This window comes from Paraburkholderia caffeinilytica, from assembly GCF_046030355.1.
GTDB lineage: Bacteria > Pseudomonadota > Gammaproteobacteria > Burkholderiales > Burkholderiaceae > Paraburkholderia > Paraburkholderia caffeinilytica_B.
This window is the reverse complement of record NZ_JAQQCQ010000014.1, coordinates 117,212-134,285: the sequence shown is the minus strand read 5'-3', so window position 1 is coordinate 134,285 and position 17,074 is coordinate 117,212. Positions and strand designations below refer to the sequence as shown.

Here is a 17,074-nt window from a genome sequence, read left to right as displayed (position 1 = left end):
GCGTGTATCGTGGCGGCATTTCTTTTTTCTTTGCGACTCCGTCATGGCCGCCACTTTTGAACGCAAGATTTTTACGCGCGACGCGCTGGTGACGCTCCGTGCTTCGATGCCGGCGCCGGTTGTGTTTACCAACGGGGTGTTCGACATCCTGCATCGCGGGCATGTGACTTATCTCGCCGACGCTAAAGCGCTCGGCGCCTGCCTCATTGTCGGCGTCAATAGCGATGCTTCGGTGCGCATGCTAGGCAAAGGCGATGACCGGCCGATCAATAACGAAGCTGATCGGATGGCCTTGCTGGCGGCGCTGGAGAGCGTCGACTACGTGGTTTGCTTTGGCGAGAAGACGCCCGTAGAGCTGATTTCGGCGCTGCGGCCGGATGTGCTCGTCAAAGGCGGCGACTACGACATGGATGTTTTGCCGGAGTCGGCCATTGTGCGGGGCTGGGGCGGCAAGGCATTGGCGATTCCCTTCGAGCATGAGCGCTCGACCACCGCGTTATTGAAGAAGGTTCGCGCGCAAGGGTGATCTTTACTGCGGCAGCGCCGATGCCGCTATCGGCGCCGCTGGCGCCGGGCCACCAACGACTGGCTGGTCGGCGGCTTCAGCTGCTGTGACGGGTTGCACCTTCAGCCACTCCGCATGGAGCTGGCGGTTCAGGTGGTTCGGCTCGCGGCCGCCGGCTGTGGGTGTCGGGCCGAATACACCACGCATCGCGACGAATGCCAGCATGTTGGCAAGAAACAATATGGCGATCAGCCAGCGCAGCATCTTTAGTATTCCCCGTCCATAGGTTCAGTCACCGCTATTCCAACGCTATCCCGCTTTTCTCCGAAAGGCCGTGGCTCAGGCGTCGCGCTCCATCGCGCGTTCGGCAGCAATCAGAGCAAGCCCCGATAGCACCAGCGAATCGTGGCGAGTATGCGGCACTTTTAACGCACTTGTCACTTCGTCCACGGCGCCGCCGCTTACCACCAGGCGTACCGGCACCTGCCATTCGTCCTGCAAGTCACGCCACATGCGCTCGATCAGCCCAGCTTGCGCCAACGTGCATCCGGCCGACAACGAGCGTGGCGTATCGGTTGCGAAGAACGGGCCGCGGCGCTCGCCGTCAGACGGGGTGTCCGCATCGAGCAAGCCGCGCGCGGCGTGAGCGTCGAGTGTAGGCAGTTGCGCCGTGTGCTCGCCGAGCGAACGCATCATCAGGGTCCAACCCGGCGCAATCAGACCGCCGACAAAGCAACCGTCCGCACGCAGTGCCTCAAGCGTGGTCGCCGTGCCGAACGTCGCGATAAGCAGGTTCTCGCCGGGAAACGCCGCGTGCGCCCCAATCAGGCCAGCCCAGCGATCGCTGCCGAGTGCCTGCGGCGTTGTGTAGCTATTGGTCACGCCGCATTGCTGCGCGCAGGCGCGGATCGTCGTACGCGGCAGGTGGGGCCAGTGGGCGTCGAGTCGTGCGGCAATCCGTGCCGCGACATTTTCGCCCGCGACGTTCGACAACCATGCGCCGCCCGGCGTCGGCAAATTCGACCAGTCAGGTTCATCGGCGCCGCCGTGCGCGAGCGCGCCGGCCGCGACCTGTACACCGTCCGGCTGCACCAGTGCCCACTTGATGCGACTATTGCCCGCGTCGATCAACAGATAAGGCGCGCCGCTCGTCATGCCGCACCGTCGGCCAGACGCAGCGAGACGTCACCGGTCGCGACGGTCAGCCGCCCGGCCGCTGTGTTGAGCAGCAGTTGCCCGCGTTCGTCGACGCCTGCCGCCACGCCGCGCGCCAGCTCTTTACCTTGCTCCAGCAGCACGACTTCCCGGCCTGCGTAGGCGTGCACCGCGTTCCAGCGCGCCTGGAACGGCGCGAAGCCATCTGCGCCGAAGCGCTGTAGCGCGGGTTCGAGTGCGTTCAGTTCCGCCGCCAGCGTATCGGTGAGGTTCGCATTCGGCAGCGCGCGTTGCAGTGCGGTCGGCGTGGTGCCGCGCGCTTGCGCCGGCACGTCCGCGTTGAGCGCGCCGACCTTGGCGGCGAGCTCGTCCGCGCCCTTCACATTAGTGCCGATACCGATCACCACGGCGCTTGCGTTGTCCGTGCTCCATGCGGTCTCGATCAGGATGCCGGCCAGTTTGTCGCCCTCGAGCAGGACGTCGTTGGGCCACTTCAGCGCGATCTGTCCCGGCCCTGCGACCGGCAACGAGCGCAGTCCGTCGACCAGCGCCACGCCTACCGCGAGACTCAGGCCCGCGAGCCCTTCGAGCGGGCGCGGCAGCACACACGCCACCGAAAACAGCAGCGCATTACCCGGTTCCGCATACCAGGGACGGCCACGGCGGCCGCGCCCCGCCGTTTGCAGATACGCGACCCGCACGATCGGCCGCGGCAGCGCGCCGGCTTTGCGCGGCAATGCCTTGACGCGCGTCATCAGGTCGGCGTTGGTCGAGCCGGTTTCCTCGACGATTTCGATCGGCCAGTCATGCGCGTGCGGACCGAATAGCGCGACGGCGCGCTCGCGGTCGATACGCCAGTCGGAAGCCGCAGCGGCTTGGGGTGGGGTCTTGGAAGCGTTCATGCCTCATATTGTAGCGACAGCGAACGCTGTGAGCCCGTGAGGACGGTTCAACGGCCGCGCCTTCGTTACAATGGCCCCTAATCCGATAACCAGATTCCAGCGATCCTTGAACTACGACACTCCGCCCGGCCTTGAAGTCGCGGCCGGCAGCCAAGGCAAGATCGTCCGGCTTTCGGGCCAGTGGACGGCGCTCGCCCTCGCGCGCGACAAGGCCACCGGTCATGTGATTCCTTTGTTGCGCTCGCTGGCCGGCGCTGAAGGCATCCGCCAGTGGGATCTGTCGCGCATCGACCGGATGGATCATGTCGGCGGTCAGGCGCTATGGCGCGTGTGGGGCCACAAGATGCCCGTGGACACCACGCTCACCGATACGCAACGCGATATTTTCGAACGCATCGCACTGCTCGACACGGTGCGTGAGAAGGCCGAGCCGGTGGTCAAGTTCGACCCGTTCACCCGGCTGGGCCTCGCGATCTTCTCGTTTTTCGAGCACCTGTACGGCGGATTCGGCATGCTCGGGCAGGTCGTGCTCGATATCTTCGCGATCCTGCGCAAACCGAAAATCACGCCGTGGACCGAAATCTCCGCCAACATCTATAACGCCGGTACCAAGGCGTTGCCGATCACCGCACTGGTCGCGTTCCTGATCGGCATCGTGCTGAGCTATTTGTCGGCGCAGCAATTGCGGCTTTTTGGCGCGAATCAGTACATCGTCAATATTCTTGGGCTGTCGGTGATTCGCGAACTGGGGCCGGTGCTGTCGGCGATTCTGGTGGCGGGGCGCTCCGGCTCGGCGATTACCGCGCAGATCGGCGTGATGCGTGTCACCGAAGAACTCGACGCGATGCGCGTGATGGGCATTCCGCACGGGCTGCGGCTGATCCTGCCGCGCGTGGTCGCGCTTGGCGTGGCCATGCCGCTCCTCGTGATGTGGACCAACATCATCGCGTTGACCGGCGGCGCGCTCGCCGCGAAGATCGTGCTCGGCATCGACATGAGCTACTTCGCGCGCGCATTGCCGAGCGTCGTGCCGGTCGCCAATCTGTGGATCGGTCTGGGCAAGGGCGTCGCGTTCGGCATGCTGATCGCGATCGTCGGCTGTCATTTCGGCTTCCGTATCAAGGCCAATTCGCAAAGCCTCGGCGAAGGCACGACGACCTCGGTGGTGACCTCCATCACCATCGTGATTCTCGCGGACGCGGTGTTCGCGATCCTCTTCCAGAACGTGGGGCTAGGATGATCGCGCCACTCACCCAGGCCGTGCGCGGCCAGCCGATGCCCGAGATTGCGGAGCCGGTGATCGAGGTGATCGACATCACCAAGCGCTACGGCCGCAACATCGTGCATCAGCATCTGAATTTCGATGTGCGGCGCGGCGAGATCGTCTCGATCGTCGGTGGCTCGGGGTCGGGCAAGACCACGCTGGTGCGGCAGATTCTCGGGCTCGAAAAACCGTCTTCCGGCACGATCAAGCTGTTTGGTCAGGACATTGCCACCATTTCGCCTGAAGACGCGCTGCTCATGCGCAGCCGCTCAGGGATGCTGTTTCAGCGCGGCGCGCTGTTCTCGTCGCTCTCGGTGTTCGACAACATCGCGCAGCCGTTGCGCGAACTCGGCAAGGTGCCCGACGATCTGCTGCGCGACATCGTGATGCTCAAGCTCGAGATGGTCGGCCTGCCGTGCAAGCATGCGTCGAAGATGCCGTCGGCGCTTTCGGGCGGCATGATCAAGCGCGTGGGCATCGCGCGCGCCATCGCGCTCGAACCCGAGTTGCTGTTTCTCGACGAACCGACTGCCGGCCTCGATCCGCAGGCGTCGGACGAATTCGTCGAACTGATCTCCGCGCTGCATCGCGCGCTCGGCCTGACGGTGGTGATGGTCACGCACGATCTGGACACGATGATCGCGTTGTCCACCCGCGTCGCCGTGCTGGCGGATCGCAAGGTGCTGGTCGCCGCGCCGGTCGAAGAGGCGGCGGGCGTCGATCATCCGTTTATCCGCGAATATTTCCTCGGCCTGCGCGGGCGTCGCGCGCTGCAGGCGCTGCCGCCGGAGCGCCGTGCGAAGCTGCCGCGCGCGGCGCTCGAATCGGCGTCGTCCGAATTGCCGCTGTGAACCAGGGAACCTGACAATGGAAAATAAATCACATGCCTTCTGGGCAGGGCTCTTCACCGTGGTCCTGCTGGTTGCAATCGCAGTGGCGGCTTTTTTGTTCAACGTCGATCGTTCCGTGCGGGTGCCGTACGATCTGATCGCGCGCACCAACGTCACGGGGCTCTATACCGACGCGGCGGTGCGCTATCGCGGGCTCGACGTCGGCAAGGTGCAGTCGATCAAATTCGATCGGGATCATCCTGGGCAAATCCTGATCCGCATCCTCGTCGACACGCACGCGCCGATTACGCATTCCACCTTCGGCAGCCTGGGCTTCCAGGGCGTGACGGGTATCGCCTTCATCCAGCTGGATGACAACGGGCGCGATCCGACGCCGCTCGCGTCGTCGGTGAAAGATGTAGCGCAATTGCCGATGCGTCCGGGTTTGCTCGATCAGTTGCAGCAGCGCGGCGACGTCTTGCTGCGCAAACTCGAAAAAGTCACCGACGACGTCGACAATCTGTTGTCGCCGGAAATGGTTGACCAGTTGGAAGGCACGGCGGCGAGCATTCAGAAGGCCGCCGACGGCGTCGCCACGCTGACCCAGCAGATCGCGCCGATTACCGGCAAGCTGCCCGCCACGATCAACGAACTGGACCGCACGCTGGCATCGACCAATCAGTTGATCACCAGTCTGAACCGCCCGGACGGCCCGTTCGAGACCAACCTGAACAAGGTCGGGACGGCGGCGCAGCAGGCGGGTGACGCGCTGGTGTCGATGGATAGCTCGATACAGGAGTTGTCGGCGCGCGTCGGCTACGAGACGCTGCCGCGCGTCAATTCGCTTGCCGAAGACGTGCGCTCCGCGGCCCGTTCAGTGGACCGTGCTGCCGACATGTTCAGCACCAATCCGCGCAGCGTGCTGTTCGGTGCGCCGAACGCGGCGCCGGGGCCTGGCGAGGCCGGTTTCTCATGGCCCGCCGCGCGTGCTGCAGCGCCCGTTGCTAAATAGTTTGAAGGTTTGAAGAAAGGAAGATTGTCATGTCACGCTTGACCCACCGATTGCTGTCCTCGAGCGCAGCGCTTGCCATGCTGCTCGCGTTCGGCCTGCTGGCTGCAGGCTGTGCCGGTAACCCCGCAGCGATCTCGAACATCCGCTACGACCTCGGGCCGCCCAATCCGGCGGCCTCGGCTGGCACGCTGCCGGCTGTGAAGGTGCTCGACGTCACCGCGCCCGACAACCTCGAGTCCGACAAGCTGATTTACCGGCTCAGCTACGCCGACGCGCAGCAGACGGCGTCGTATGCGAATAGCCACTGGACCATGGCGCCGTCGCAACTGCTGACCCAGCGTCTGCGCGGTGCGCTCAGTTCGCGTGGCACCGTGCTGACCGGAGCCGACGGCGTGCGCGCTCCGGTCCTGAAGGTCGATCTGAGTGAGTTCGAACAGGTTTTCGATAGCCAGTCGGAAAGCCACGCCGCGGTCACCGCGCGCGCCACGCTGGTGCAAGGCGGCAAGGTGATCGGCCAGCGTACTTTTATCGCGCGCGCGCCGTCCAGTTCGGCGGACGCCGCCGGTGGCGCGCAGGCGCTCGCCGCGGCCAGCGACGACCTCGTCGCGCAGATTGCCGCGTGGCTTGGCGTGCAGGCGCTGGTCGCCGCGCAATGACCGGCATGCAGCGCACGCAACGGAGCGCTGCATGAGCGTCAAACCCTGGCAGCGCCGTCCTTCGGCGCTCGCCCGGCAGGCGCTGGGGCTGTACGCGGCGCTGATCGTCTACGGTTCGTGGTATCCGTTTTCCGGCTGGCGTTCGCTCGGCCTCGCTCCGTTTGCCTATCTGTCCGACCCCATGCCGCAGTACCTGACGGCGTTCGACGTCGTCACGAACGTGCTCGGCTATATGCCGTTCGGCGCGCTGGTGGTGCTCGCGGTGTATCCGCGCTGGCGCGGCACGCTGGCGGTCGCGTTGGCTTTCGTGCTCGGTGGGTTGCTATCGGGCGTGATGGAAGCAGTACAAACCTATCTGCCGACGCGGGTCGCCTCCAACCTCGACCTCGCCGCCAATGCACTTGGCGCGCTGCTCGGCGCGGCGATCATGTCGCCGGCTACTGGCGCGTTGCTCGATCGCGGCTTGCTGCGTCGTGTGCGACTTCTCTGGTTCGAGCGCGACACGGCGGCGCTCGCGTGTCTCGTTGCCTTGTGGCCGTTTGCGACGATGTACCCCGCGCCTCGCCTCTTCGGCCTCGGCAACTGGCCGCGCGAGTTGTGGCTGCGTTTTGATTCGACGACGCAAGACGCGTTGCTCGCATGGACGCCGCCGGCCTGGCACGTCGGCGCGTGGCCGGCACTGGTGGCCGCCTGGCTGCCGGACGACGCCTGGGAAGCCGTCATCACCACGCTCAATCTGTTCGCCGCACTCGCCCTGGCTTCGCTGCCGGTGCGCCGCCATGCGCCGCTCGTGCGCCTGTTGATCGTGTTTATCGTCACGACCTTGTGCGTCAAGGCGGGCGCCACCTTTCTGCAATCTCAATCCGGCCTTGCATTCGACTGGGCGACGCCCGGCGCGATGGCGGGCCTCATGTGCGGCAGCGTCGCGGCACTGCTGGCGTTGCGCTTGCGGCGCAGGTCGCGCGCGGCACTCGCGGCTTGCGCGCTCACGGTTGCGCTGGTGTTCGTCAATCTGCTGCCGGTCAATCCGTATTTCGATGCCGTTCTGGCCGACTGGCGCCAGGGGCGGTATCTGCACTTCAACGGTCTCGCGCACTGGATCGCATGGGTCTGGCCGTATGCGGCGCTGGTGTGGCTCGCCTATCTCGTCGAACAGGCGTGGCTCAAGCGGCGCGTGAAGCGCGCATGAAGCGGGTATAAAGCACGCGTGACGTGGGTGTGAAGCACGGGCGACGCATGCGTGCAGTTGAACGAGTCGCATCGTGCCGCATCACACTCAGGGTGTAGGCCACAAGGCGCGCCGCCAACCCAGCCGGCCCGCGAGCCGCCTTGCGACCGCCGTTCAGCGACCGCCAGCCCCGCTCGTTATAATCGTCCGCACAACAGGCGCGCCGCGGCGCTTCAAGCGCCATCCCCACTTTTACAGCCTCGTCCCTGGACATCATGGATTCCTTCTACAAGTACCACGTCTTCTTCTGTCTCAATCAACGCGATCCCGGCGCGGAGCGCCCGAGTTGCGCGAATTGCAACGCGCAGGCGATGCAGGAACACGCGAAGAAACGCGTGAAACAACTCGGCCTTGCCGGTCCCGGTCAGGTGCGTATCAACAAGGCCGGCTGTCTCGAACGTTGCGAACTCGGCCCGGCGCTCGTCGTGTATCCGGAAGGTGTCTGGTACACCTATGTCGACGAGAGCGACATCGATGAAATCGTCGATTCGCACCTTGTGAACGGCAAAATCGTCGAGCGTCTGAAAATCGATCAATAAGCCTCGCCATGAATACCCATACGAAGAAATATCTGATCGACGGCCCGGTCGGCAAGATCGAGGTCGCGCTGGATCTGCCCGACGCAATGCGCGAGAACGGCGCCGCGCCGCGCGGCATCGCGCTGGTCGCACACCCGCATCCGCTGTTCGGCGGCACGATGGACAACAAGGTCGCGCAGACGCTCGCACGCACGCTCGTGCAGTTGAACTACGTGACGTACCGGTCGAATTTCCGGGGCGTGGGCGAAACGCAGGGCGAACATGACGCCGGTATCGGCGAGCGCGATGATCTGCGCGCCGTGCTCGATCACATGCGCGCGCAAGCAGGGCAGGGCGATCTGCCCCTCGTACTGGCGGGTTTTTCGTTCGGCACGTTTGTGCTGTCACACGTGGCCGCGAAGCTGCGCGAAGAAGGCCAGGCGATCGAGCGGATCGTATTCGTCGGCACCGCGGCGAGCCGTTGGGAAGTCGCACCCGTGCCGGAAAACACGCTGGTGATTCACGGCGAAACCGACGATACCGTTCCCATTCAGTCGGTTTACGACTGGGCGCGGCCGCAGGAATTGCCGGTCGTCGTGATTCCGGGGGCAGAGCATTTTCTGCATCGCAAGCTGCACGTCCTGAAGCGGATCATCGTCGACGCGTGGCGTTGATGGGGCACGCGCGGTGTGCTCCGCGCGTGTTTTCCGGGGTACAGGTACGTGCAAACGCAAATTAATCGCCGCCCTTTGATCAGAGATACCAGGATAGCGCGCGTATAATGGGCGCTCTTTTTTGGGCGCAGCACTGCCCACCCGGGCCCACCCGGCAGTTCGCGCGACGCGTAGCTGATTTGCGCGCGCAGCGGTGCCGGATGCGAGGCGTGCTGCGCGAACCGATCGCGTCGCCGGAAGTCCAACGGGCGCCGCGCCGTTTTTACGGCCTGACGCTCGCCGACCGGCTCCTCCAATCTGTGCGCCCTGCGCGCGATGTATTTTTCCGCACGAATCGACCCTATGCGTTTCTCCACCTCCGGCCGCACGTCATTCCCATCAGTTTCTTCTTTCGTTCCCTCTACGCTTAGCCGCGCCGTCACCCTCGGCCTCGTCCTGCCGGCCACGCTGGTTGCCAGCACGGCGTTCGCGCAGGTGCCGCCGCCCGCGGTGAACGCGCGCTCCTGGGTGCTCGTCGACGCCACCAGCAATCAGGTGCTCGCCTCGGGCAATGCCGACGAACGCGTCGAACCGGCCTCGCTGACCAAGCTGATGACCGCGTACCTCGTCTTCGAAGCACTGCAGACGAAGAAGATCACGATGGACCAGACGGTGATGCCGAGCGAAGCGGTACGCCGCGTGCGCACGGACGAATCGCGCATGTTCATCGAGGCGAACAAGCCGGTGACCGTGCACGATCTGGTGTACGGCATGATCATCCAGTCGGGTAACGACGCGGCGATCGCGCTGGCCGAACTGGTGGGCGGCAGCGAGTCGCAGTTCGTCAACATGATGAACACCGAAGCGCAGAAGCTCGGCATGAAGAACACCCATTTCGCCGACGTGAACGGCATGCCCGACCCGCAGCACTACACGACGGCGGGCGACCTCGCGATCCTGTCGGCGCGTCTGATTCGTGACTTCCCCGACTACTACAACATCTTCTCGGTCAAGGAATTCACGTACAACAAGATCAAGCAGCCGAACCGCAACCGTCTGCTGTGGATCGACCCGACGGTGGACGGCCTGAAGACCGGTCACACGCAAGCCGCCGGCTATTGCCTGATCGCCAGCGCGAAGCGTTCGCTGCCGGGCACGACCGACGGCTCGCGCCGTCTCGTCTCGGTGATGATGGGCGAGGTCAAGGAACACGACCGCGTGCAGGACAGCCTGAAGATGCTGAACTACGGCTACACCGCGTATGACACGGTGCGTCTGTACAAGGCGAACCAGGTGGTGGGCACGCCGCGCGTCTACAAGGGGGCGCAGGACACCGTGCAGATCGGCGTGAAGGGCGATCAGTACATCACCGTGCCGAAGGGCATGGGCGACAAGGTGAAGCCGCAGATCGAGCAGATCGATCCGCTGATCGCACCGATCGCGAACGGTCAGCAGGTCGGCACGGCGAAGCTCGTGGCCGACGGCAAGGTGCTGGCGCAATTCCCGATCGTCGCGTTGCAGGCTGTGCCGCAAGCCGGCGTAGTGGGCCGCGTGTGGGATTCGCTGATGCTGATGTTCAACAAGAAGAAGTAAGAGCCCGATTGCGATGACCGCTGTTTCCGATGTTTCGCTCGACCCGATCGTTTATCTGAACGGCGAGCTGGTGCCCTTGTCCGAAGCGCGTGTGCCGGTTCTCGACCGCGGCTTTATTTTCGGCGACGGAATTTACGAAGTCGCGCCGTTGTATCCGCATGGGAGCGGCCGTACGGCGTTTCGCTTCAGGCATCATCTGGCGCGACTCGCGCGTTCGCTGGACAAGATCGGTATCGTCAATCCGTTCGACGACGCCGGCTGGCGCGAGCTGATCGATCGCGTGGTCGCGGCCAATGAAGCGGACGCCGGCCTGCGCGCGGATCAGGACGCGATTGCCTACGTTCAGATCACGCGGGGCGTCGCGAAGCGCGGTCACGCGTTCCCGGCTGGTATTCAGCCGACTGTGTTCGTGATGGTCACGCCGCTGAACCTGCCGGACGCTGCGCAGCGCGCGCAGGGCGTGCGCTGCGTTACCGCTGAAGATCGCCGCTGGCTCAATTGCGACATCAAATCGGTATCGCTGCTCGGCAATGTTCTGATGGCCCAGTACGCGGCCGAAAATGACGCGTTCGAGACGATCCAGTTTCGCGACGGCATGCTGACCGAAGGGTCGTCTTCGAATATCTGGATGGTGAAGGACGGCGTGTTGTATGCGCCGCCGCGCAGCCACAAGATTCTCGAAGGGATTCGCTATAGCCTGATCGAGGAGCTGACGAGCGAATGCGGCATCCGCTTCGAAGCGCGCGAGATCGCCGAAGCCGAACTGCGTGCCGCCGACGAGATTCTGGCCAGTTCCGCCACCAAGGAAGTGTTGCCGGTCACGCAACTCGACGATCAGCCGGTTGGTGACGGCAAGCCGGGCGCGGTGTTTGCGGCGTTGTACGCGGCCTATCAGCGTGCCAAGGCCAAGGAAGCGCAAGAAGCGCAGCAAGGAGTAGAAAGTGAATCCCGCGAAAGAATCATTGCTTGAGTTTCCGTGCGATTTTCCCATCAAGATCATGGGCAAGTCGCATCCCGAGTTCGCCGAGACGATCGTCACGGTGGTTCGGCAGTTCGATAGCGAAGTCGACCCCGCGCGCGTGGAAACGCGGCCGTCCAGCGGCGGCAATTACACAGGTTTGACGGTTACCGTGCGTGCGACGAGCCAGGCGCAGCTCGACGATATCTATCGCGCGCTCACTGGCCATCCGATGGTGAAGGTTGTACTTTAAAGCGGGGTTCGAGCGGGCGCCGACTTCGACTTTGGCGCCTGCACTGCAAACCGCTCCAACGATGCCTCGTGTTACGGCGTGACGCGCAATGCGTTCGCCGCCAGATTGGCGCTTGCTGCAGGCCCGGCCTCGCAAGCGCGCTCGAAAAGCTGCTTGAACCGTCCTACCTCTTCGAATACCCAGTCGCGGAATGCCTTGACGCGTGCGGTTTCGAGCATTTGCGGCGGGCAGATGAAGTAGTACTGCCACGGGCTCGGTCCGTCCACGTCGAATAGCCGCACAAGGCGGCCTGCCGCAATCTCGTGCATCGCCAGCGAACGGCGTGTGAGCGCGACCCCCTGGCCGTCGATGGCCGCTTGCAGCAGATTCGACGAATCCTGATACAACACGCCGCGCTTCGGTTCTTGCCAGTCGGTGAGGCCGGCGGCGTCGAACCATGGGCGCCAGAGTTCGTCGTCCGAGCGCAGCAGCTGGACCTTGGCGAGATCGGCCGGTGTTTGCGGCAGCTTGCCGCCGTTGAAATTCGGCGCACACGCCGGAAAGAAGATCTCCTCCAGCAGCAACTCCGCATGCAGCCCCGAATATTTGCCGTAGCCGAAGCGGATCGCCACGTCGACGTCGTCACGTGCGAAGTCCGTTAGCGCGTTGGTGGACAGCAGTTCGAGGTCCCACTGTGGGTGCGCCTCGATAAAGCTGCCGATGCGAGGCGTCACCCAGCGCGCCGCAAACGAGGACAGCATGGACACGACAAGACGCCGCTCGCGGTCGCCGGCGCGGACCTCACGGGTGGCGTCGGCAAGCGCCATCAGCGCGGTGCGCACGCGCGTGGCATAGCGGCGGCCCGTATCCGTGAGCCGTACGCGCTTGCCGTCGCGAGCGAACAGCGTGATGCCTAACTCCGCCTCCAGCGCGCGGATCTGGTGACTGACGGCGCCGTGCGTGACGAACAGTTCGTCGGCGGCGCGCGAAAAACTCTCGTGGCGGGCAGCGGCTTCGAACGCCTTGATGGCATTTAGCGGGGGCAATTGCCGGAGGTCCATCGCAATATTTCTCACAAAGAGGTGAAAATAGATCGTTTTGCGTAAACCCTTGCTACGCCTACGATTGTAGCCATGAAACGAATTTTGGCGAGGGCATCATGCGAGAAATTTCCTCTAGTATCGCTTTTGAAATTCGCAACGGCGAAACCATTCCTATGAAGGTGGCGCGCAGCACCAAGCTGGTCGTGCACGGCGGCGCGGTGTGGGTCACGCGCAGCGACGACACGGAAGACTACTGGCTGCAGCACGGCCACACGCTGCGGTTGCGGCGCGGCGAACGGCTGTGGTTGAGCGCCGAGGGCAGCACGCATGCGAAAGTCGCGTTTTCGGTGCCCACGCGCTGCGATGAGCGTGCGCTGAACTGGCTCGCGCGGGTCGGCGAACGGCTGGCGGCCCGCCTGCGTGGGGGCTGGCGCACGGTGTGAATATGTTGGGTATGAGCGCTGGTTGCGCCACAGGGCTGCGGCGCACCGCAGTTGAATGACGCGTGCAAGAAATGAGCGTTGCCGCCGGGAAGAGCCAGTGGCATGGGAAGGACGGCCTGACTGGCGCGACGCTGTACGAAACAACACGTCCAACATGGATCCGCAGGGCGCCGCCGCACCTTGGCCAAGCCAGTTCCGGCGGCGATTGCCAGATTTCGGTAAACTGTCGGGATCATGTGCGCCACCCCGGTTTCCCCATCTCCCTTGCTCGCCCCGGCGCCGCTTACGCTGCGCTGGCTCCGCAACGAACCCTACGAAGCCAGTTTCGAAGCGATGCGTACGTTCACCGACGCGCGTACCGCCGATACACCCGACGAGATCTGGCTGGTCGAACACCCCCCCGTCTTCACGCTAGGTCAGGCCGGCGATCCGGCGCATCTGCTGGCCGCCGACAGTGGCATTCCGCTCGTCAAAGTCGACCGGGGCGGACAGATCACGTATCACGGACCCGGACAGGTGGTTGCCTACCTGCTGCTGGACTTGCGCCGACGCAAGCTGATGGTGCGTGAGATGGTTACGCGGATCGAGCAGGCCGTGATCGACACCCTCGCGGCGTATAATCTCGCCGGAGAACGCAAGGCGGGCGCCCCGGGTATCTACGTGGCGCCCGGGCCGGACGCCGGGTTGCACGCCGGCGCCAAGATCGCCGCGCTGGGGTTGAAAATCCGCAACGGCTGCAGCTATCACGGCGCGAGCCTGAATGTGAATATGGATCTGCGGCCGTTCCTGGCCATCAACCCATGCGGCTACGCGGGGCTCGAAACAGTCGATATGGCAACGCTGGGCGTTGCCGCCGGCTGGGACGACGTGGCTCGTACCTTTGCAGCATGCCTCACCGCAAACCTCGACGGCAGTCCCGCGGCCGTCGCCCAACCGCAGGCCGGTGCTCTCACCGCCTGACTGGACCGAACGAATGACTGACGTTACCGCGAACCTCGCCGCTTCTCCCGCTCCCGACGCCGTGCCGGCCTCCGCCGCTGCCTACGACGCCACCGCGAAGCAGAAAGCGCAAGCCAAAACCGCCCGCATCCCGATCAAGATCATCCCGATCGAAAAGCTGAAGAAGCCGGACTGGATCCGCGTCAAAGCGGCCACCGGTAATTCGCGCTTCTACGAAATCAAGCAGATTCTGCGCGAGCACAACCTGCACACGGTGTGCGAAGAGGCAAGTTGCCCGAATATCGGCGAATGCTTCGGCAAGGGCACCGCGACGTTCATGATCATGGGCGACAAGTGCACGCGCCGCTGCCCGTTCTGCGACGTTGGCCACGGCCGCCCCGATCCGCTCGACGTGGATGAACCGGGCAATCTGGCGCGCACCATCGCCGCGCTGAAGCTGAAGTACGTGGTGATCACTAGCGTTGACCGTGACGATTTGCGCGACGGCGGTGCAGCTCACTTCGTAGAATGTATCCGTCAGACGCGTGAGCTTTCGCCGGAAACACGCATCGAAATTCTGACGCCGGACTTCCGCGGCCGTCTGGATCGCGCAATCGGCATTCTGAACGCCGCCCCGCCTGATGTGATGAACCACAATCTCGAAACGGTACCGCGTCTGTACAAGGAAGCGCGCCCCGGTTCGGACTATGCGCACTCGCTGAAGCTGTTGAAGGACTTCAAGGCGCTGCATCCGGACGTTGCGACCAAGTCGGGCCTGATGGTCGGCCTTGGCGAAACCGAAGAAGAAATTCTGCAGGTGATGCGCGATCTGCGCGAGCACGACGTGGACATGCTGACGATTGGCCAGTATCTGCAACCGTCGGAACACCATCTGCCGGTGCGCTCGTATGTGCATCCGGACACCTTCAAGATGTACGAAGAAGAAGCGTACAAGATGGGCTTCACGCACGCCGCGGTGGGCGCGATGGTTCGCTCGAGCTACCACGCTGATCTGCAGGCGCATGGAGCCGGAGTGGTCTAACGGTTCAGTGTGTTGTCAGTTTGAAAATGCAAAGCCCGCACGTGTTGCGGGCTTTGTTTTTTGGGGCGCGGGAGTGAGCGGTTCAGCAGTTCCGCTTTGTGATCTGCCTGCGTTGCCTAGCGGTAATGACGCGCGAGCAGACTGCAAGTAACGGATATTATTGTGCCGATGATCGTGAACGGGTAAAGAAAGAGGATGAAGCGGTGGCGCAGTGCGCGGTCTTCGATGAGGCGGTCGATCAAGTTGGGCATGTTGGATTTCCTTGAGACTAAGGAGAAAAGTATAGCTCAGAGCATTGAATTTAGTTAGGTAAACGAATAATGAGATGCGGAAAAAGAGACTGCTATGGCAACGGTTATGAGCATCGAGAACCACATCAGCCAACTATCCCGCTCCTGTTCTCCCGCGTGACGCGCTGGACGAACCGCTGCGTCAGCCGCACCCAGGCATACCAGGACTGACGCTGCGACGATGAAGAGCACATGCCAGAGAAGTGCGGCCAACATGAGCACTAACGTGCTGTGCGTCGACGCTTCGCTCAAAGCACTACCAATCTCGTAGCACGCGCTCGCACACATCGAAATGACGACCCAGAAAAGCTGGCCGTCCTGAATGGATCGCCGCGTAATACCTCGCGCCGCGTGCCGGTAGTAGCGCGAAAAATTCAACAGAGGAAGCAATGCAACCGGCGCAAATACAGGCACGGCCACATTGAAGAACAACCAGCTCAAGCGGATAAGAAAATCGACCATAGGAATGCGAATTGAAAGTAACCCGCTGATCATGCCGCTGTCGCAGAAGCACGACAATCCGCCGAATGGCCAGCTTGCATTAGGACATTCCAATCCGCCAACATCCGCTTGAACCGATCCGCTGCTGATCAAAACAGTCACACCGATCCAACTCAACGTGAAAAGCAATGCTCGAACAACGTCATTAGCAATCGCGGATTAATTAGAACCGCCCGTGGGCAAACTCCCTATAGTCGAAAGCCTCCCAGACAACATACGCTAAAGGGGCTTCTCGATGAACCGCTTCCTCCGTCCGCTCGCCGCGTTCGCTACGCTGTTCGCGCTCGCCGCGCCGTTTTCCTCCGTTGCACACGCCGAGACCAAAGAAGTCGTGATCGCGTATCAGGACATGGTCGTGCCGTGGCGCTATGCGCAGGCCACCGGCGAGGTCGAGAAAGCCACGGGCTACAAGGTCACCTATCGCAAGCTCGGCAGCGGCGCTGACGTCATCCGCGCGCTGGCTTCCGGCTCGGTGCAACTCGGCGAAGCGGGGTCGAGTCCGATCGCCGCCGGCCTGTCGCAAGGCGTCGATATTTCGCTGTTCTGGATTCTGGACAACATCAACGACGCCGAAGCACTGGTCGCGCGAGACGGTTCCAACGTCACCAGCGTCGCGGGTCTGAAGGGCAAGAAGATTGGCGTGCCGTTCGTGTCGACCTCGCACTTTCATACGCTGGTTGCGCTGCAGAGCGCCGGTGTGAATCCGTCTGATGTAAAGATCGTCAATCTGCGCCCGCCTGAGGTCGCGGCGGCGTGGGAGCGTGGCGACATCGACGCGACTTACATCTGGGACCCGGTACTGGCGAAGGTGAAGAAGAACGGCAAGGTGCTGATCACATCGGGTCAGGTTGCGCAGCAAACGGGCAAGGCGACTTTCGACGGCTTTGTCGTCGACCGCAAGTTCGCTAGCCAGAATGCCGAGTTTGTCGCGCGCTTCGTGAAGGTGCTGGCCGCGACCGATGCGAGCTATCGCGATCACACGTCGGCATGGACCGCGACGTCGCCGCAAGTCGAGGCGGTTGCAAAGGAGTCCGGCGCCACCGCGCAGGAAGTGCCGGCGAGCCTCGCGTTGTATGCATTCCCGACGCCGGCCCAGCAGGCCTCGAATGCATGGCTTGGGGGCGGTGCGCAGTCCGGCGCGGCTAAATCGCTCGCCGCGACCGCTGCGTTCCTGAAGACGCAAGGCACGATTCAAAACGTGTTGGCCGACTACTCGACTGGCGTCGATCCGCAGTTCGTGCAGCGCGCGGCGCAGTAACGTGTGAGCGTGGCTATTCATCAGTATCAGCATCAGCACTATGAGGCACGGC

Annotated in this window: 21 protein-coding genes; 15 read left to right on the top strand and 6 right to left on the bottom strand. The window is 63.4% G+C overall.

Annotation, left to right across the window (positions count from 1 at the left end; genetic code table 11):
- Positions 1 to 43: 43 nt before the first annotated feature.
- Positions 44 to 526 carry a D-glycero-beta-D-manno-heptose 1-phosphate adenylyltransferase gene (rfaE2, locus tag PQQ95_RS21455; RefSeq protein WP_408440346.1) on the top strand — a complete coding sequence of 161 codons (483 nt, stop codon included), beginning with the start codon at positions 44 to 46 and terminating at the stop codon, positions 524 to 526.
- 3 nt (positions 527 to 529) lie between these two features.
- Here the strand turns inward: rfaE2 and PQQ95_RS21450 are convergent, their stop codons facing one another.
- The 3 genes from PQQ95_RS21450 to PQQ95_RS21440 all read right to left on the bottom strand — a co-directional run bounded on the left by PQQ95_RS21450 (position 530) and on the right by PQQ95_RS21440 (position 2,562).
- The gene (locus PQQ95_RS21450; protein ID WP_408440344.1) at positions 530 to 769 is read right to left on the bottom strand and encodes a hypothetical protein; all 240 of its coding nucleotides are present in this window, start codon (positions 767 to 769) and stop codon (positions 530 to 532) included.
- 75 nt (positions 770 to 844) lie between these two features.
- Positions 845 to 1,660, bottom strand: a complete 816-nt coding sequence (locus tag PQQ95_RS21445) for a type III pantothenate kinase (protein ID WP_408440341.1) — start codon at positions 1,658 to 1,660, stop codon at positions 845 to 847.
- Positions 1,657 to 2,562, bottom strand: a complete 906-nt coding sequence (locus PQQ95_RS21440; protein WP_408440338.1) for a biotin--[acetyl-CoA-carboxylase] ligase — start codon at positions 2,560 to 2,562, stop codon at positions 1,657 to 1,659. Before PQQ95_RS21440 ends, PQQ95_RS21445 begins: the two co-directional genes overlap by 4 nt.
- 106 nt (positions 2,563 to 2,668) lie before the next feature.
- Here PQQ95_RS21440 and PQQ95_RS21435 point away from each other — a divergent pair, with 106 nt between their 5' ends.
- The 10 genes from PQQ95_RS21435 (at position 2,669) to PQQ95_RS21390 (ending at position 11,527) form a co-directional block, all read left to right on the top strand.
- Positions 2,669 to 3,802, top strand: coding sequence for an MlaE family ABC transporter permease (locus tag PQQ95_RS21435; protein ID WP_408440337.1), 1,134 nt, complete (start codon positions 2,669 to 2,671; stop codon positions 3,800 to 3,802).
- The gene (locus tag PQQ95_RS21430) at positions 3,799 to 4,677 is read left to right on the top strand and encodes an ABC transporter ATP-binding protein (protein ID WP_408440335.1); all 879 of its coding nucleotides are present in this window, start codon (positions 3,799 to 3,801) and stop codon (positions 4,675 to 4,677) included. Before PQQ95_RS21435 ends, PQQ95_RS21430 begins: the two co-directional genes overlap by 4 nt.
- A 16-nt stretch (positions 4,678 to 4,693) precedes the next feature.
- Positions 4,694 to 5,668, top strand: coding sequence for an MlaD family protein (locus tag PQQ95_RS21425; RefSeq protein ID WP_408440333.1), 975 nt, complete (start codon positions 4,694 to 4,696; stop codon positions 5,666 to 5,668).
- Positions 5,669 to 5,697: 29 nt separating this feature from the next.
- A complete protein-coding gene (locus PQQ95_RS21420) occupies positions 5,698 to 6,324 on the top strand; it encodes an ABC-type transport auxiliary lipoprotein family protein (RefSeq protein ID WP_408440330.1) in 627 nt (208 codons plus the stop codon).
- A 31-nt stretch (positions 6,325 to 6,355) separates the two neighbouring features.
- On the top strand, positions 6,356 to 7,513 hold the full coding sequence (locus PQQ95_RS21415) for a VanZ family protein (RefSeq protein WP_408440327.1): 1,158 nt from the start codon (positions 6,356 to 6,358) through the stop codon (positions 7,511 to 7,513).
- Between the two features lie 254 nt (positions 7,514 to 7,767).
- Positions 7,768 to 8,091 (top strand): (2Fe-2S) ferredoxin domain-containing protein, encoded by a 324-nt coding sequence (locus tag PQQ95_RS21410; protein ID WP_063494611.1) that lies wholly within the window; start codon positions 7,768 to 7,770, stop codon positions 8,089 to 8,091.
- Between the two features lie 8 nt (positions 8,092 to 8,099).
- Positions 8,100 to 8,744, top strand: coding sequence for an alpha/beta hydrolase (locus tag PQQ95_RS21405; RefSeq protein ID WP_408440325.1), 645 nt, complete (start codon positions 8,100 to 8,102; stop codon positions 8,742 to 8,744).
- Positions 8,745 to 9,086: 342 nt separating this feature from the next.
- Complete coding sequence (locus PQQ95_RS21400) at positions 9,087 to 10,316, top strand: D-alanyl-D-alanine carboxypeptidase family protein (protein WP_408440322.1); 1,230 nt, start codon at positions 9,087 to 9,089, stop codon at positions 10,314 to 10,316.
- A gap of 13 nt (positions 10,317 to 10,329) precedes the next feature.
- A complete protein-coding gene (locus PQQ95_RS21395; protein ID WP_408440319.1) occupies positions 10,330 to 11,286 on the top strand; it encodes a D-amino acid aminotransferase in 957 nt (318 codons plus the stop codon).
- Complete coding sequence (locus PQQ95_RS21390; RefSeq protein WP_408440316.1) at positions 11,258 to 11,527, top strand: DUF493 family protein; 270 nt, start codon at positions 11,258 to 11,260, stop codon at positions 11,525 to 11,527. Before PQQ95_RS21395 ends, PQQ95_RS21390 begins: the two co-directional genes overlap by 29 nt.
- Before the next feature lie 71 nt (positions 11,528 to 11,598).
- Here the strand turns inward: PQQ95_RS21390 and PQQ95_RS21385 are convergent, their stop codons facing one another.
- Positions 11,599 to 12,567, bottom strand: coding sequence for a transcriptional regulator GcvA (locus PQQ95_RS21385; RefSeq protein ID WP_408440314.1), 969 nt, complete (start codon positions 12,565 to 12,567; stop codon positions 11,599 to 11,601).
- A 98-nt stretch (positions 12,568 to 12,665) separates the two neighbouring features.
- On the opposite strand from PQQ95_RS21385, the gene PQQ95_RS21380 reads away from it, so the two are divergent.
- The 3 genes from PQQ95_RS21380 to lipA all read left to right on the top strand — a co-directional run bounded on the left by PQQ95_RS21380 (position 12,666) and on the right by lipA (position 14,973).
- Complete coding sequence (locus PQQ95_RS21380) at positions 12,666 to 12,992, top strand: DUF2917 domain-containing protein (RefSeq protein ID WP_408440311.1); 327 nt, start codon at positions 12,666 to 12,668, stop codon at positions 12,990 to 12,992.
- Between the two features lie 234 nt (positions 12,993 to 13,226).
- The gene (gene lipB / locus PQQ95_RS21375) at positions 13,227 to 13,952 is read left to right on the top strand and encodes a lipoyl(octanoyl) transferase LipB (RefSeq protein WP_408440308.1); all 726 of its coding nucleotides are present in this window, start codon (positions 13,227 to 13,229) and stop codon (positions 13,950 to 13,952) included.
- A 13-nt stretch (positions 13,953 to 13,965) separates the two neighbouring features.
- Positions 13,966 to 14,973 carry a lipoyl synthase gene (gene lipA / locus PQQ95_RS21370; RefSeq protein WP_408440305.1) on the top strand — a complete coding sequence of 336 codons (1,008 nt, stop codon included), beginning with the start codon at positions 13,966 to 13,968 and terminating at the stop codon, positions 14,971 to 14,973.
- Between the two features lie 116 nt (positions 14,974 to 15,089).
- Here the strand turns inward: lipA and PQQ95_RS21365 are convergent, their stop codons facing one another.
- Together PQQ95_RS21365 and PQQ95_RS21360 are read right to left on the bottom strand one after the other, a co-directional pair.
- A complete protein-coding gene (locus PQQ95_RS21365; RefSeq protein WP_408440302.1) occupies positions 15,090 to 15,224 on the bottom strand; it encodes a hypothetical protein in 135 nt (44 codons plus the stop codon).
- 54 nt (positions 15,225 to 15,278) lie between these two features.
- Positions 15,279 to 15,866 carry a hypothetical protein gene (locus PQQ95_RS21360; protein ID WP_408440299.1) on the bottom strand — a complete coding sequence of 196 codons (588 nt, stop codon included), beginning with the start codon at positions 15,864 to 15,866 and terminating at the stop codon, positions 15,279 to 15,281.
- Positions 15,867 to 15,999: 133 nt separating this feature from the next.
- On the opposite strand from PQQ95_RS21360, the gene tauA reads away from it, so the two are divergent.
- Entirely contained in the window at positions 16,000 to 17,022 is a 1,023-nt protein-coding gene (gene tauA / locus PQQ95_RS21355; protein WP_408440297.1) for a taurine ABC transporter substrate-binding protein, read from the top strand.
- Positions 17,023 to 17,074: the final 52 nt, after the last annotated feature.

Bases quoted from the DNA above. Each gene is read 5' to 3' on its own strand.
- rfaE2 (WP_408440346.1), top strand. From the start codon at position 44: ATGGCCGCCACTTTTGAACGCAAGATTTTTACGCGCGACGCGCTGGTG.
- PQQ95_RS21450 (WP_408440344.1), bottom strand. From the start codon at position 769: ATGCTGCGCTGGCTGATCGCCATATTGTTTCTTGCCAACATGCTGGCA.
- PQQ95_RS21445 (WP_408440341.1), bottom strand. From the start codon at position 1,660: ATGACGAGCGGCGCGCCTTATCTGTTGATCGACGCGGGCAATAGTCGC.
- PQQ95_RS21440 (WP_408440338.1), bottom strand. From the start codon at position 2,562: ATGAACGCTTCCAAGACCCCACCCCAAGCCGCTGCGGCTTCCGACTGG.
- PQQ95_RS21430 (WP_408440335.1), top strand. From the start codon at position 3,799: ATGATCGCGCCACTCACCCAGGCCGTGCGCGGCCAGCCGATGCCCGAG.
- PQQ95_RS21425 (WP_408440333.1), top strand. From the start codon at position 4,694: ATGGAAAATAAATCACATGCCTTCTGGGCAGGGCTCTTCACCGTGGTC.
- PQQ95_RS21420 (WP_408440330.1), top strand. From the start codon at position 5,698: ATGTCACGCTTGACCCACCGATTGCTGTCCTCGAGCGCAGCGCTTGCC.
- PQQ95_RS21415 (WP_408440327.1), top strand. From the start codon at position 6,356: ATGAGCGTCAAACCCTGGCAGCGCCGTCCTTCGGCGCTCGCCCGGCAG.
- PQQ95_RS21410 (WP_063494611.1), top strand. From the start codon at position 7,768: ATGGATTCCTTCTACAAGTACCACGTCTTCTTCTGTCTCAATCAACGC.
- PQQ95_RS21405 (WP_408440325.1), top strand. From the start codon at position 8,100: ATGAATACCCATACGAAGAAATATCTGATCGACGGCCCGGTCGGCAAG.
- PQQ95_RS21400 (WP_408440322.1), top strand. From the start codon at position 9,087: ATGCGTTTCTCCACCTCCGGCCGCACGTCATTCCCATCAGTTTCTTCT.
- PQQ95_RS21395 (WP_408440319.1), top strand. From the start codon at position 10,330: ATGACCGCTGTTTCCGATGTTTCGCTCGACCCGATCGTTTATCTGAAC.
- PQQ95_RS21385 (WP_408440314.1), bottom strand. From the start codon at position 12,567: ATGGACCTCCGGCAATTGCCCCCGCTAAATGCCATCAAGGCGTTCGAA.
- PQQ95_RS21380 (WP_408440311.1), top strand. From the start codon at position 12,666: ATGCGAGAAATTTCCTCTAGTATCGCTTTTGAAATTCGCAACGGCGAA.
- lipB (WP_408440308.1), top strand. From the start codon at position 13,227: ATGTGCGCCACCCCGGTTTCCCCATCTCCCTTGCTCGCCCCGGCGCCG.
- lipA (WP_408440305.1), top strand. From the start codon at position 13,966: ATGACTGACGTTACCGCGAACCTCGCCGCTTCTCCCGCTCCCGACGCC.
- PQQ95_RS21365 (WP_408440302.1), bottom strand. From the start codon at position 15,224: ATGCCCAACTTGATCGACCGCCTCATCGAAGACCGCGCACTGCGCCAC.
- tauA (WP_408440297.1), top strand. From the start codon at position 16,000: ATGAACCGCTTCCTCCGTCCGCTCGCCGCGTTCGCTACGCTGTTCGCG.